The organism is Nitrospira japonica, assembly GCF_900169565.1.
In the GTDB taxonomy this organism is placed as follows: Bacteria; Nitrospirota; Nitrospiria; order Nitrospirales; family Nitrospiraceae; genus Nitrospira_C; species Nitrospira_C japonica_A.
In genome coordinates, this window is record NZ_LT828648.1 from 1199608 (window position 1) to 1214277 (window position 14670).

Annotated in this window: 5 protein-coding genes; all 5 read right to left on the reverse strand. The window is 55.3% G+C overall.

The genetic code is table 11. The features are described from left to right. Positions 1-255: 255 nt before the first annotated feature. The 5 genes from NSJP_RS05740 to NSJP_RS05765 all read right to left on the reverse strand — a co-directional run bounded on the left by NSJP_RS05740 (position 256) and on the right by NSJP_RS05765 (position 14494). A complete protein-coding gene (locus NSJP_RS05740) occupies positions 256-4698 on the reverse strand; it encodes a hypothetical protein (RefSeq protein WP_155969922.1) in 4443 nt (1480 codons plus the stop codon). A gap of 9 nt (positions 4699-4707) precedes the next feature. Further along, positions 4708-7503 (reverse strand): hypothetical protein, encoded by a 2796-nt coding sequence (locus NSJP_RS05750; RefSeq protein ID WP_080885966.1) that lies wholly within the window; start codon positions 7501-7503, stop codon positions 4708-4710. 16 nt (positions 7504-7519) lie between these two features. Next, positions 7520-10540: a DUF6603 domain-containing protein gene (locus NSJP_RS05755; protein WP_172834193.1), complete on the reverse strand. Its 3021-nt coding sequence runs from the start codon at positions 10538-10540 to the stop codon at positions 7520-7522. 338 nt (positions 10541-10878) lie between these two features. After that, positions 10879-13254 (reverse strand): metallophosphoesterase family protein, encoded by a 2376-nt coding sequence (locus NSJP_RS05760; RefSeq protein ID WP_080885968.1) that lies wholly within the window; start codon positions 13252-13254, stop codon positions 10879-10881. 403 nt (positions 13255-13657) lie between these two features. Next, positions 13658-14494 carry a peptidoglycan-binding protein gene (locus NSJP_RS05765; RefSeq protein WP_080885969.1) on the reverse strand — a complete coding sequence of 279 codons (837 nt, stop codon included), beginning with the start codon at positions 14492-14494 and terminating at the stop codon, positions 13658-13660. Positions 14495-14670: the final 176 nt, after the last annotated feature.

Genomic DNA, 14670 nt, shown 5'->3' on the forward strand with positions numbered 1-14670 from the left:
GGCCTCCCCTTGAATCGATGGGGAGGACGGTGTTCCTAGGTGAACGCGCGTCAGTTGAGCTGAATCGCCACGTAGCACGGCGGTAACGGGAGATCCGCAATCCTGTCCTTGAAACTCCCCTAACTGCCACTGACGAGCCAGCAGCCATAAGGGATCATACACCTTCGCTTGGAGTGTGTCGGTGAGTGGAGTATGAGTTGCGTCTGGTTCTAATCGTGTCCACGTGGTTATCGAAGGCATAAGACATCCTTACCGTTACGGTCCGTCGACGTCAAAGTCTCGATGCTCACCTTGCGGAGAGGGCATGACGTTGTTGCCCGGGTTGAGGAAATTGGTGCTGATCGTATCGTTTTTTGAGTTCAGCGCGAAATAGAGGGCCGGCAGGTATTGTCCCTGATCGAGCAGATCAGGTGTCACGGCCCGAATGTGAGCCAAATCTAGGGATTCCTGGAGAACTTGCAGGAGGGATGTTGACGTCCAGAAGTTTTGCTCAGCAGGATTGGGTGGAACGGCCAAAAGAACCGCTTGGGGTGCGCAGGCATCGGGCCGATCATATTGGAATACGATACCGGTCGTTTCTCGCTCATTCGGAACCACCTCCACCCATTCGTCGATCATCAACCCTGCGAGTGGTTCTGTGAGCTGAATCTCTCCTACCAGATGTGCAATCAGGGAGAGCCGTCCGGTGGCCAGCGGTTTGTCATCACTTTTCGGCAGTCCGATCCAGCGGTCGCCCGGCTGGTACGGAAGTTGTGCCACCCTCAGTGTCAGACTATCGCCTGCCCCCAGGGCTTCGGCATTCCGTAGTGCCTCGTCAAGTCGAGCGATAGGCTCACGCACTCGGGCGAGGCGTTGGTGAAAGGTCACGACGGCAAACGGATCGCCGCCCTGCAGGTCAGTACTGGCCGCCAAGGCCGTTTCAAGAGCGGCAAGATCTGGAACGATCACCCGAGGACAAATAACGAAATCTTCACCAAAGACCAATTTAAGCCGCTCGAGATAACGCTCCAGCCTCGCTTCGTCCGAGAGCCCTGTGGCATTCAAGGCTTTGTCGTTACGGTCGATCTTTACAAGCCGCGCGGCGGCTTCCTTTTCTATGGATACGCCTTGCGAGATCAGCACCTGTCGAGCGGCATCACTTTCGGCAGATGCCGCGAGCGGAACGCCGCCGGGGAGCCCGAAGGCAGCCAGTGTCAACATCTCCTCGCGCAACCGTTCAAGTGGGGCGGTCTCGGGTACGGCAAGTGTTTTTTGCATCGCGGACAGAGCGTCACGAAACAGCATCGCGGCACGGTCGGCACGCTGTCTGAGATCTTCTAAACCAATACCCTCACCTCTCTGCAGATGGCCTAGCGTCAGATCAGCGGCGTCCAGCGGCCGCACACCCATGATCAAGTGCCGAACCGCACGCACTTGCTCGGTGAACTCAAGCCAACACAGATCAGTGAGAGGCCAAGCGGGATCTCGCTGCTGATTGAATCTCAGCTCTGACTCGGAGGGAAGATGTGGCAGGCTGCGCCGCACAGCATAAAGGATCCGCTGTTCAAGATCGGATTGCTGTGCTCCCTCGGTGGATGCCGAGGTGTACACAATATCGAGAGGTGACATCGGAAGTTCGCTGAGTCTCCAGTCAACTAGGCTAAGGAATGCGCCGGTGGACGGGTCTACCTCCTCAATCCGACAGCGTACGTTTCGGGGATTGCCCAGCAGCTTTGCGATCCATGCGTTGAGCCACGGTTCGGCCTGTGCTCGTGGCGTATTGGCGTCTGGCCAATCTAGGAGAGTCTTTGACGGCGAACCTATCACACACAGGCGGTGGGTAAGTCCCGATCCCGAGCGAGGCGTACGCAAGACTTCAAGTTCGGGGGGAGGAGCCTCGCCTCGTTCCAGTGCATCGAGCGTCGCAGCGGCCCTCGTCGGATTACCGCGGACGATTTGGTGCACGCTCTCCGCGAGCAGTGCATCGCTGACAGCATCGATGACATTGCCTAGCGACCGCAGCTCCGATTCCAGCGCGGCGAGTTCCGTCGGGCTGGGGGGAAGACTCGTGTCCCCGCCAGCATCGATATTCCTCACCTGCTTCCTAAATTCTTCACCATCTTCTATCCAGCGACGATACAATTTCAGTCCATCGACGACATGGGAAGCACGAATTGATTCGGAGGATCCGTCGGATTCGCCCTCTGCCTCGGTGACCCTGACTGCGGCCAACGGATCGAGCTTTCGAAGCCGGTGAATGAAACGATCCAGTGAATGATCGTGTAGGCCACGTTCCAGTCTGTATCCAAGCAGCGCACCCAGAGGCTGACCGGCTCTCACGCCATCCAATAGCCATTGAGCCAGCCTCGCGCGCTCAGAGGAAAGGTTGATCGCTAAGAGGTCTTTCTTCTCTAATAGGGCACGAGACAATTGACCGCTACGCAGCACAGCGGCGGTCGCCGCCTGATCCAGAGAGGGAGCATGTATAAATCCAGGATTTTCGGCGACCTGACTTAGTGGTTCTGTCTCCCCTGGCGGCGGGGAAACTCTGGGAAGGGGTGCAGTAGCTTGAAGATTTTCCACCCATCCATATGCCCCGACATAGACCCCCGTCGGCTTCTGAGTCCGCATAGTCCGAAGACGCCTGGTGGCAAACGACGTAATCCAGGCGTCCAGTCGATGACTCGAGAGGTCAAGAGTTCCGCGAAAGAGGACGTCGAGTTGCTCGGTGTGGAGACCTGCCAACAATCGCAGACTCTTCTCGAAGTCTCGATTCGCGTCATCTAAGAACGAGGCGGCAGGTAGTCGCAAGTTATCAATCGTTGGCCAGGCCCGCCTGATACGGCCCACAGGCGTTTCCACTTTGGTAGATTGATTAAGTTCTATGTACTCAGGTTCTTTGCGTTGGCTCGGCGATCGAACGCCCAGCTTTCGTGTGGCAGCGGCAGATAGCTCAAGCAGCAAGGCGTGACGCAGGAGCAGCTGGAGCAGGCTATACGGTGGTGAGATTTTGAGGAGGGTGCTGAAATCTTGTTTCAACAGCGAAGCGATGGCGGCTTCTTGACCATGCGGTTGAACTATGGGAAGGGCGTCAATGCGGTGGGCGTCAGTGTCGTGTAAGGCCAACGACAAGGGTGGAAATGGTCCCGGCATAAATGGAGTACGAAGCCCCGCTTGAAGAAGAGACGCGGCTGCCATGGCGACATGAGTGTTCGTCCATTTGTTAAATGTGGAATCGGTGGGAGGGCTCGTTTCCCTGGAAAGCATTCCCATGAATAGCAGGAGGTCTTTGGCATATAGTTCACCCAGTACGTTCCGCACCACGTAGCGAGAAGACAGACCGTCCATAGAAAAGATACGAAGAAAGTCCTCATCGGGATCCGCCGACTGCCTGATATGGGGCGCAAAGCCACTGGCACTAAGCCACCCGGAGCGATGGCGGCGGAGAAAGTTGATGACTTCTGCTTCAATGTTCGGCTGATCGCCCTCCCCTGGGACAGGTTTCCACATTTCTAACGAGGTGACAGGTAGAAACCCATAGGGTTGCCGCCCAACTCGAACGGCCGGCAGCGGACCGCTCGCCCGTACGAAGCCTATAAAATGGCTGCGGGACCATGAGAGAATTTTGTCCATCTCCGCCTCGGGAAACAGTCCATTCAGCATTTGGTCCAGATAGTAGCCCCAGGTCGCCGGCCACATAGCACGATTCATATGTTGCGCACACAACTGTTCTTTGTTGTCTGCCCCAACAATCCGAGTCAACGCATCGAGCGGAAATCCTAATGCTCGACACAACGCGACGCCGTCGCATTGCTGGCTTGTCTGATACAGCGGTTCACCCACCACCGTTCTGACGATCTTCTCAGAAGTGGTCTTACCAGAAGAAAACTCCGATTGGATGTCATCCGTGTTATTGGTCCGTGTCCCCTGCGCCAAGATACTTAGCCCTTCAGTGAACTGATGGGCAGTTAAGAGTTCTCTGACACGGAGGGCGCCACTCTCCGGAGTCAGCGACGCTTTCACCCCGTAGACAATGAGCCGATTGATGAGCAGCGAGCTACCAGGAGCCGGCGGTGGAAAGCGGAGACGAAGCGCCATCCCCACCTTTTCCGCTTCGTCGAATTCAATCATCCAGCGCATGTCTTCATCGACGGGTATCTGCTCAGGATTCTCTGGAATCTGCGCTTGAGGATTCGGTCCTACTGGAAGTGGGTCTTTAATGGGCAATCCCGTACCCGTGACCGGAGGCTTCAGACTCACGAAGGCGGTGGCCAACCACCGATCAGGCAACACAGATGTTCTGGGCGCGCGGGTCCAGGTGTCCTGCCCCTCGCCGGCCGGTCTGCTTGCGACAGAAGGAAATTGGGGGGGAGCCGTAAACGGCTGCGCAGGACTCAATTCGATGGAAGGACGATCACCCTGATTCACTGGGGTAAGTTGGAGGGCCACATAGGCCGCGCGTTCGGCGCCGAACCGATCGGCAAGCTGCGCCCAGGCGACCGTCGTGCGTTCCATATTGCCACCAGCGCGCCACACGAGTTCATGAAAGTGCTTTCCCCACAGGAGTTCCTCGGTGGTGAGCTCTGGTTCATGGGTATCGATATGGATATCATCGGGGTAGACACGAATCCTCAACTCGGTTCCGAAAAAGCGGGTCTCCAGTCGAACCGGAAAGAGGGCCAACGGATGATCAGCGTCAATTAATTTTGGATCGGGCATGTCGCCGTCTCACGAGCCGGTTAAGGGCAGCTGGTTTGCGTGAATGGCGAACCGAACAGGGTGCTGCAAGGTAATGCATGCCATGTGGGCGGCATTGGTCCCCCACCGAGCCTCGGAGCGATTCGCCGATGTGTCGGGTAATGAAGGCTGGCCCAGCGCCACACGCACATGACTGAGTGTCATGAGTTCGGCCTCAGAGCGCACCAGATGCCGCCATGTCAGGTCGTTCCATGATTCGATTGGTACGGGCGTGTCACCCACTTTAATCGCGTCGCCAAGATCGAGGCCAAAAGATGGCTCGCCCGGCTGTTGTTGAATGATCAAGAAATACCCCAGCCCCCCGTCGCCCTGTGCCCCGCCAACGATCTGCGCTTTGGTCAGATCGAAACCGAAGAAGGTAATGTCGGGCTCGGTAAATCCTCGAAATAGAGGGTACCGTACAGTCTGGGCATTGGCATGATCCGGTCTCAACGCTGTCGGCTGGCCGATAGCCGCGGCCGCGTAGACAATCGAGGTGGGGTAGCGTCGAAAAAGCTCGCTCCGGATGAGGACAATCAACGGCAATTTCCCTGACCTTTGTGTAGCATTATTTCCTAACGTTCGGTTCCATTCGGTGAGAGGGGCGAGCGCCAGCGAAGGGCTGTTCTCCGGCGCCCCGCGTTGGTCCCAGAACTTCCGGAAGAACGTACCGCGCAAATCGGTGGGATACTCGCGCCACAACAGTTCGCGCCCCATCTCATGGTTGAGACCAACCATGAAGGCTTCAATGAAGCGCATGTTCGGCTCGACAAGTGCCACACTGTTCGGCTCGACTCGTTCGAGTCCGGGAAGCAACATGTCCGGGGCGAGCGCAATCAGACGCTCTGACATTGGATGGGGAAATTGCGGTATAGCGGCCAGCGGCTCCTCGTCGGTCTGCGGTCGAACTGTGCTTGTCGGGGTGACCTTACGAGGCGACAGCGGGCTCAAGTCGGCAAAGAGCGTTCGAATGTTGACGCTACTGAGACTTTTGGCACGTAGTCTTATGGGTCGGATGCTATTGAGATGATCGACAGCGGCTTGGCGAAATACAGCGGAGCCGCGCCTACGCATCCAATGGCCGAGTACCGAGGTATAACTAATTCCTTGAGTTTTCTGCACCGTCGACGGAGTGAGTTTCTTAGCATCGACCAAAGGGGTCTTGGCCCCGCCGGAAATCCGCATGATTGAAATCATGCCTGTATCCCGGGGTACAGCGGCGTTGGAGACTGGTTGGCGTGGTTGATCCAACAATTTGACCAGAGGACGAGGAGGATGCGTATTCAGATTGGAAGAAGGGAGTGCCCGCCGATTTAACGGCCCGCGCGATCGAGCCACCCGACGCAAGACGGTTCTCGAAAACGTGGGGAACGTGCTCGATCCAATTTCATCGGCAACCGTCCCCATGCCTTCAGTGGTAGCGTGAAGTTTTGCCAGGCTGGGCCCGACAATCTGTAACAGGGCATCGGGGCTCAGTGGGCGCACATGCTTTTCAAACGTCGCGGTCCGTGTGACCTGAGCCAGTTGGCGCAGCCGTCGATCACGGTTGATCTGTTGGATGGCCGGCAGTTGCTCCCAGGCCGAGGCCATGAGAAATTCCTGATCTTCCTGCACGATGCGTGTCCCTAAGGCAGCTGCAATGCGGTGGCGCGGATCGAGGTTGAGTTCATGCACCCATGAATGCGACGCTGTGGTGGGAAGTTCAACACGACGGATATCCGCATAAGGACCACCATAGATAGGGGGAGCCACGATAAGGTCGTTGGATGGATTCGCACGCGCTTCCTCAGGTGCATTGAGGATTTTGGCGAGCGAACTCCGGAGTGCGTCGGGCACAGCAGAGACAGGTGCAGGATCGGTGCGAACGGGCAGTAAAACTCCATGCATGGAAATGATCGAGTCGGGCCGATCTGGCAAACCGAAGCCCGGATGACCAATGTCTAGCGGCCGAATGCCGACCTCGGCAGGAATAGGGCGTGGTGTTTTGAGCTGGTCGATGAGGAATTCAAAGTCTCCTAGTTGCCCCGTGCTAAATGTCCAGGAGTAGTAAACCGGCAGCAAGACCTCCGCAGCATTCGGTACCCAAGCCGGGGCCAGCTCGGCAAGATCTGCATCCGACAATGGAAGCCCAAGGCCCGTCTTGCGGCCCACCTCAAACGCAGGGATTACGCAGGCGGTGTAGGCGGTTAATGGCTCTAGGCGACGAGGGCACAACAGTCGTGAGACCGTCCGCTCTGGAGCCCCTTCGAGTGCGGCCTTCAGAGTGGACGTGCTGTCTGCGGAACTGCCGATGATCTCCGCGTGCGTCCAGGCCCAGGATTCCTGAAGATTGGGCAACTCAGCATCTGGGCGGGCGGGCGCACGAATGTCGAGGACCGGCAGAGCAAGCCCCCTTCGTCTCCCCAGACGGATACCCTCCTGTGGTTTCACAACGGCCAGGACAATCCAGGGACGGAGTTGGTCGTTCGATCCCGTTTTGGCCGGGGTGAATAACCATGGAACGTCAGGCCGATCGAATTCGATGTGAGGAAACAAGTTGCTTTCGAATGTCGTCGTGTGTGGGCGCGGCTCCATGCGCACGATTTGCGACGGATCCAAGGCTGTCACATCTCCAGGCCCGTAGAGACGCAACTCTGTCGGTGGAAGGTCGAGCGCATTCAGTGTGATCTTCGCCGATATTGATACTTGTGCCGGCTGGTTTCGTGAGAGCGAATCTATCGTGGTGATCGCATTCGCCGTACCGTGCCGAACCCAGGGGAGAAAATGGCGAACAGTAGTATCGGCCATGGAGCGCGACCTCCGATCAAGGCGTTACGGCCACAATCTGCAGACCCGCTTGTTCCGTAAAATTCAGCTTTCTCTTCGCAGCATCAGCTTCAGCGTAGGTAACGAAGTCCGTCGAATTGAGCCGTTTCGTAAGATTGGACTTTGAGACCAATCGGAAGATCTTGCTCCGAGTCGGCAGTTTTAGGGCGGGAGCTCGGTAGCGGTTTGGCCCGGAGTGTTTGGCTGCGTGCAGACCAGCTGCGCTCCACCGCGAAAGTCGAGCGGCAATCCCGGCGTCCATCGTATGGCGTGGAGGCGGCGGGCCAGCCGGTTTGGGGATGATCTTTTCTTCATACTCCACTGTAGTCGTGAGTGGAGCGCCATGCTCCGCCTGTTGGGTTGTAGCCTGGATCCCAGCTTCTAACAATTCAAACGACGGGCTCGACAACTTCTCATCATCCGACATGTCACGAAACTGGGCCGGGGCAAAGTGATCACGTACCGGTTCGGTGTCAACACCTCCTATGCCGATCTGAAGTTGTTGGATTTGGAATTCCTGCGGCCCGCCAGCGACGGGCGTTGTCCCAAACCGTGTGATCAGAAGGTTCAACGGCACGACATTTTGTTTGATCGTCAGGAGACCCAGCGGGTGCATGCGTATCCCCGTCGAGTCGTCAATCTCACGCAGACTCACCAATCTCGAAAGCGTGCGCGGCAGAGCCGCGCTCCACGCGGCCGGCTGGCTCAACGCTTCTCGCAACAGTCTGGCCACATCAGTCGACTCGGGAACCGGGGGAGATTCCCCTTCGATAAGGGTCGTGTCGAATGACACCGATTTCCTAAAGATCCAGATCTTAAATGTGGCTTTCCCCCGAACATGTAACGGACGCGGGCCGGACAGTTCGCCCTCGAAGGACACCATGAAGAGGCTTCGGCCGAAGGCCTTCAATTCCAATGATGCATGCAGCGCCGCGACGAAATGAAATGGGTTAAATTGAATCAGCACATCGAAGCCTGCCATACCTTCGACACTGAATTTCGATTTTTTCGCGAACAAATGCACGTGCGCGCCGAACTGGACGGTGTTGGAAGTGATGGCGAAATACGCCTCGCACCGGAGCTTCAGATCGTCGGAATTCGCTAGTACGATGGCGAGGCGGGGCATCGGCTCAAGTCCAGGGGGAGGCGTAAAGTCCGGATGCACCCCGCCGATCGCCAGGATAAAAGACGGATTCCGGTTCCAAGTCATCCGCATCCGCATCTCGCCGGTGATGACGTATTTGTTCAGCAAACGCGAGTCGTGCAGCACCGCATCGAGAAAGGCCCGCTCTTGCGCGAAATCGATTCCGCCAAAGACGTACATCTGGAGGCGGACAAGATCCAGCTCCTGCCTGGGAAGGATCGCCGAAAGGTGCCCAACCATTAGTGCCCTGGTGCGCACGCCGAATTCCACAATGAAGGCTAAGCGAATGATGGCAAGGGGTGGAGTGCCCCACGTAATCTGCACGACCGGCCCAAAGAGATGATGATCCTGTGCCGGAGGAAACACCGTGTTGAGTGCACTTAGATATTGAGGCCCATTGCGGACCGGATCAGCCGGTGCGAGGATACCGTCGAGCGTGTTGGCGCGCATACCTAGCTGAATGGCGTCTTCGTTCGCTGTTCGATGGATGCCGAGAAGCCCACCGATTCCCCGGAGCATGAACCCCAAGCCAAGCGGGATCGGCTTGAAGCCTTCGGCGGTGATCACCACAACAAGGGAAAATCCGTTCTGGCCGCCCGGCAGCCGCGTATGAATCAGCCCAAGGGCCCGCACGGCGATGCCGCCTTGCATCTCCAGGTAGAGCACACCCGCATACTGAGCTTGCTGAGGATCGAAGGAAAGAAAGCCTCCCCCATGTACGACGCCGGCATCGATCGTGAGGCCGACGCCGGTGGGAGGCTTGAAACGGAAGTCCAGATCCGCCACACCAAGATTGCCCCCAGTTTGGGGGAAAGTTAGGTCAGCAGCGAGTCCCACTCGCTCTATCGTTGCTTCTACGGGGCCAAGCCGGAGCACGAGTGTGGCCGATGCTTCTGTTTCCAAGCCTTTGTCGCCGGCATGCAGCCGGAGATGAACGGTCGGCACCTTCAGCCCACCTATCGCAAGCCCAATTGGTAAGGTTGCGTCCAGCCCCGTGCTGCCACGCAGTGTCAGTCCTCGTTCGTTGGACCAGGCCAGGCCGAGATCGAAGTTGGCCCGCATACCGTTCGCCGGCAGAATGCTGCTGAGGAAGCCGTCACCGTTGGCAGGCGCGATGATCAGGGCTGAGGAGAATACGTCGGCAGAAATCGCAAGCGATTGCCGTGTTTCAGAGAGCGAGGTCTCGATTCTGAGCCGTGCGCCTCCTACCTCAATGCGTGTTGAGCCCGGAGCGCCGAGAACAAACCCCGGTGTATCTTCTTGTCCCTCAAGCGTTGCGGAGAAGCTTGCCGTCGCTTCTGTGGTCCCTGTGCTCGCCGAGAGCGTTATGCCATGACGGCCGTAGGCAATTACGTCCACCCCAGCTGTGACATGGTTTGAAACTGTCCATGCGCCAACGTCCTTGGTGGAGGTAATCGAACCAAATGGGCTCATCACCAGGCCGAGATCACCTTGGTCAGCGGACGAGATCCCAAGCACGACACCAGCCTCCGCAGAGGCATTTGCGAAAAGGTCATCAACATAGACGATTAAGGCATACCGCATTAAGGGTGCCGCGTCACCGAGCAGATCCTCATCTTCTGGGTTAAAGCTATAACAGCAGGAAACTCCTACCTCGCGAAATAGGCGAGCCAGTCTGAGAAAAAGTTTTTTCGCCATCGCCCCTGCATCAGCCGTTGTGGCAAGAGCGTTGACGTATTCAGCACAAAGTGTCGTCTTGGGATCCCGCACGAGGTCGATCACGCGATAAATGTGGAAACGGTCGTGGCTCAGTGGATTTTGGTCGTGCTGTTCCTCAGCGGGTTCTATTAGCGTCAATAGCACGGCCACATGCCGTGCAAGTGGAAATCGGTCCTTCAAGTAGATGGTAATCAAGAGATTCGCCAAATACTCGCCCAAGCCTTCGACCCCGCTGGGGTTCCCACCGGTGCCTCTTATTGAGCGGATTGCAGCGACTGCTTGCCGTGATACGTCAAGTAAAGACGCGAGATGATTCAGTGAAGGTGATGGTCGCGCTATCAAGGAAACAAGTTGGGCCCGGAGACCGTCTACCATACCCAGCGCCCCGATAATCCTATCGACGTCTTCTTTGGACGTTGACGTGCCGATGTCTGTCATGAGCCGGCGTAGCGCCTGTGGGCGCTTAATGGCTCTGCTTGATATAGCGAGAAAGCCATCAATTTCTTCAATGAGTAGATTGAAAAGGGTCTTACTCATACTCCCCTAGGATTCGGCTCAACCCAAGGTTCAAGGCTAACCTCGTAGAGGGTCTCGACCCATAGGTCTCCGCGATCGGGGTGCCACCAGCGCAATTTGTGATTTATTTTCTCAGCACTTTCAAACTCGATCTCGCCGATATTGTTGCGCCCTACGATTTCTTGTTTCTTTTTGAGAGTGCGGTTGTATCTTCGGATGATTTCGGAAGCCTCACGATAAGCTCTTGCCATCATTTTGAAGGGATCTTCCGTACCGTCGGTAGGGACGAGAGGGATTAAGGGACGCGGAGAAAGTGAAACCCCTTTGTTGGAGGCGATAAGATACTCGAGACTATACCGATAACCGGGCTCGTCGGAAATGAACACATTTTTTGCATACACGGTGGCGCCGTCGATTGGTCCTATATAAAATTCGGGCCGGTGAGGGGGAACTAAGGGTTCTCCCCACCACGGAGCAAAATCATATCCGTCGCGATGCACCCCAATGGTGTCATTATCTTCATTCTTAAATGGACTCGTCACTAGCTGAGCAATTATTGCTGTTGCAGGCTGCGCTTCCAAATCCTCAAATCGTGATTTGGCTTTGTAGACGAGGCGGGAGGCGAAGCTATGATGGACGTCGCCAGACAGCACAACTATATGACCGTAGTGTTTCGTCTCTCCGAGTATCGGCAGCATATCGGTAAGAGTGACAAGGAGACGATCAAATGCGGCTGAAGGGCACTCCCATGCCTCATATATATCGGGGTAGTGTTCGAATGTATTAGATGCCCCGCTATGGGCGCTGGCCACGCGTATCGGCTGGATTGGTGGCGCGTTAGTGGACAACACGACGAGCAGCGCTTTATTTCCATGTTTAGGTCTCTTATCGTAGATTTGTACCTTTAATTGACTCGCTGAAAGCATATGCGATCCCTCTTCATCTTTCTTGAATGAGCGCCACGTGCGGGTGTCCGTGAAGATCACATGATGCTTAGGGCCCTCGACGGTAAAGTTGTACACGAGCGATTGTCCCTCATCATGATAGAGGTCGTAGTCAGACGACAAACCAAGCGCATCATTAATCCGATGCACTCCGATGAGAGTGAGGATGTCTGGAGAATGTGCTCCGTATTGTTCTGCTGTCCCTTTGTCAAGAAGTTGCAGAAGAGCGGTACCTGGAAGCGCTGAATTGGCTGCCTCGAATTGCTCAGGTGCATTCCCCCAATGTTGACAGAGTGCGTAGGCAACAAGGGCGTTCTGCACGATGCGCAGGCCGAGGTCAGAACTATACACATCACTGCAGAATTGGCGTGTCATGTTCCAATCGTCAGTTATCTCATGATCATCGAACATCATGTAGGTTGGAATATTTGCCAGCGCGCGTCGAACTTGGGGTAGTGTCCTAAAAAATTCAGCGACCCGTTCTGTCCTCGTCTGGATTGTCTTACGCTTCAACGTGGAGAGCCCATCTTCCTTGGGAATAAGTGTATAGACCTCGGCGGCGAGCTCATCGAATGTGGGCATTACGCTGGGCCACAGAACGTCGGACCAGACGAATAGATACATACTCAAATATTCACCCAGAGACATCAGATGATTCTCCATGGCGGAAGATGTGAAGCCCGGCCTGATAGAAAAACGTCCCGGACCGGGGGATAGGAGGACGAATGCACGGAGACAGGCAGGAATAGGATGGTTAAAGTCGTAAAAGTCGTCAGAAGTACTGGCGCCGATTTTGCGGGCAGGACCTATAATCCCTGGAACGTATTCTTGACCGATCAGAATCTTGGCAGCATCAATGAGGACCATCAACAGTGATTCCGATACATCATCTGCGTAGATCTGATCACCCGTAAGCAAGAGTTGATGCGGGCGAGCCAGTGGCCGCTGGCTCGAGGTCGCCTGGGCAATCAAATCATCAAGAATGGCAAGAGCGTCCTTCCCGCGTCCATGCGGCTTGCGGCAAGAGCCCTGTATCAGCCGTAACTGGTTTAGATCTTCTGGCGGCAAGCAGAAGCTAGGCAGATCGTACGGCTCGTATGCAAGTTTTGCCCTGATGTCGATTACATCAGCAAGTTTCGTCGTAGTGCCATTGGATCGGAATTCAACCTGATATCGGTAGACAATATTCTTTTCAAGTTCAACCCGAGGAGGAATAATGGTTGCCGTAACTGCAACCAAATGAAGGTTTGTTCCGATGGCAATAGTTGGACGAGTCCCGCTCATGACTGGCTGACCCATGTCATTTAGAACCTCGAGGTAGACTTCGGAGACCGACTCTTTCAGAGCAAACCAAACAGTTACTGAATCAGGTGTGACCTTACGCAGCATGGGGCCAGCGAGCACGAGCGGAAGAGTTTCCAAACGACCCTTAAGCGAAGTCCACTTCATGGTGTACTCCCATTGAGGTGACCATCATTAGGAGTACACGAACCTGCTCCTACTGATGACACTTCTGCCCAGTAATTGTGCGCGGCAGTGAAAGTAGTTTGAAATGCGGAGGAATAGGTTGCTACACCAACTGCCAATTGATGCATTTCAGCCTCAATGATGGCAACGGCTCGCTGAAGAATTGAAGAGGAAGGTAAATTATTCGCTGCGGACTAAGGTGTCAATATAAATAAATCTAATACGTGTAATTTAACTGATCTTTTACCCCTTCTAGGCGAGCAACCGGTCTATCGTCGACAGGTCGTGCACAGAAGCCACATCCGTTTTGGATGGGATTTGCAATCGAACTGTTCTGTACATTGACCACTGTACTAACACCTGGCTTTTATCGGCCTAACAGCGCCTACGAATCGTAGCTAATAAACCCTTTGGTTATTTCCGATACCTTTCTGCCGGTTCTCCGGAAAACGCCAATCCCTTCTCGACCGCCTGAGAGGTTCGTGTTTCCTTCGATCGTAATCAACCGATCATCACGAAAGCCTTCTACCAAGCCCATATGACCGTTTCCTCCTCCAGTGCTCATAGTAAAGATGAGCCCAGGTTTCAGAAGTGACAAATCGTCAAGCAGTTCTTCTGGAAGTATCAGCCTAGCGCCTGCTTTGGCCGCCTTCTTCCAATGATCGAGGACGCCTGCCGTGCACACAACGGGATTAGCGATTCCCACCCTAGCCGCAGCTCTTTCAAACGACCAATATACAAAAGCGGCACACCAGGGATAACTTCCTGCCGAGGGATCCAAGCGAACTGATCGGATATATTCGTCGACTTGAGGCCCCCGATTTGAACCTGCAGGGTCTTCCATGACACCGACTTGCGAGGCAGCAATATTAAGACATGCTTTTAATAGCAGTGAGATAGGCTGATCAGTGATAGCAGGTAGCGCCTGTTGACCGAACAACGCTGTCCAGGTCAGAGGACCTACTACACTGTCCACTTTCAATGCCTGACCCTGCCCATCTACTGTTCGAGCCTGAAACAGTCGAACGGCAGATCGCGTCGAACTGTTAAAGTCACCGCTGACTAAAAGCGGCCCACACCCTACTTCATTGAGTCGCTGCTGCACAGCCCGTACAGAAGCGTTGTCTTTTATACCGACTTTGATGATGTGTCCTGGATAAGCCCGGCCAGCATTGCGCCCTACATTCCCTCTCCCTGATGACGTTCGATGACGTGTTGCCATATGTGTCTCCTCACAAATCCAGCTGCGAGCACTTGTCCGGGTGAAAAAGAAAACTGAGGCGCATCGACTTCATAATGAGAGGTGCGGGAGGATGTTTAGGCTGCCTGAAGTACGAGAATCAAGTCAATACTACAACGGGGGATAAGAATGCATGTTTGGTTAATAAATTACACGTA

What these genes read in the sequence shown, in the direction of transcription:
- NSJP_RS05740 (WP_155969922.1), bottom strand. Translation starts at nt 4,698, where the DNA reads ATGCCCGATCCAAAATTAATTGACGCTGATCATCCGTTGGCCCTCTTT.
- NSJP_RS05750 (WP_080885966.1), bottom strand. Translation starts at nt 7,503, where the DNA reads ATGGCCGATACTACTGTTCGCCATTTTCTCCCCTGGGTTCGGCACGGT.
- NSJP_RS05760 (WP_080885968.1), bottom strand. Translation starts at nt 13,254, where the DNA reads ATGAAGTGGACTTCGCTTAAGGGTCGTTTGGAAACTCTTCCGCTCGTG.
- NSJP_RS05765 (WP_080885969.1), bottom strand. Translation starts at nt 14,494, where the DNA reads ATGGCAACACGTCATCGAACGTCATCAGGGAGAGGGAATGTAGGGCGC.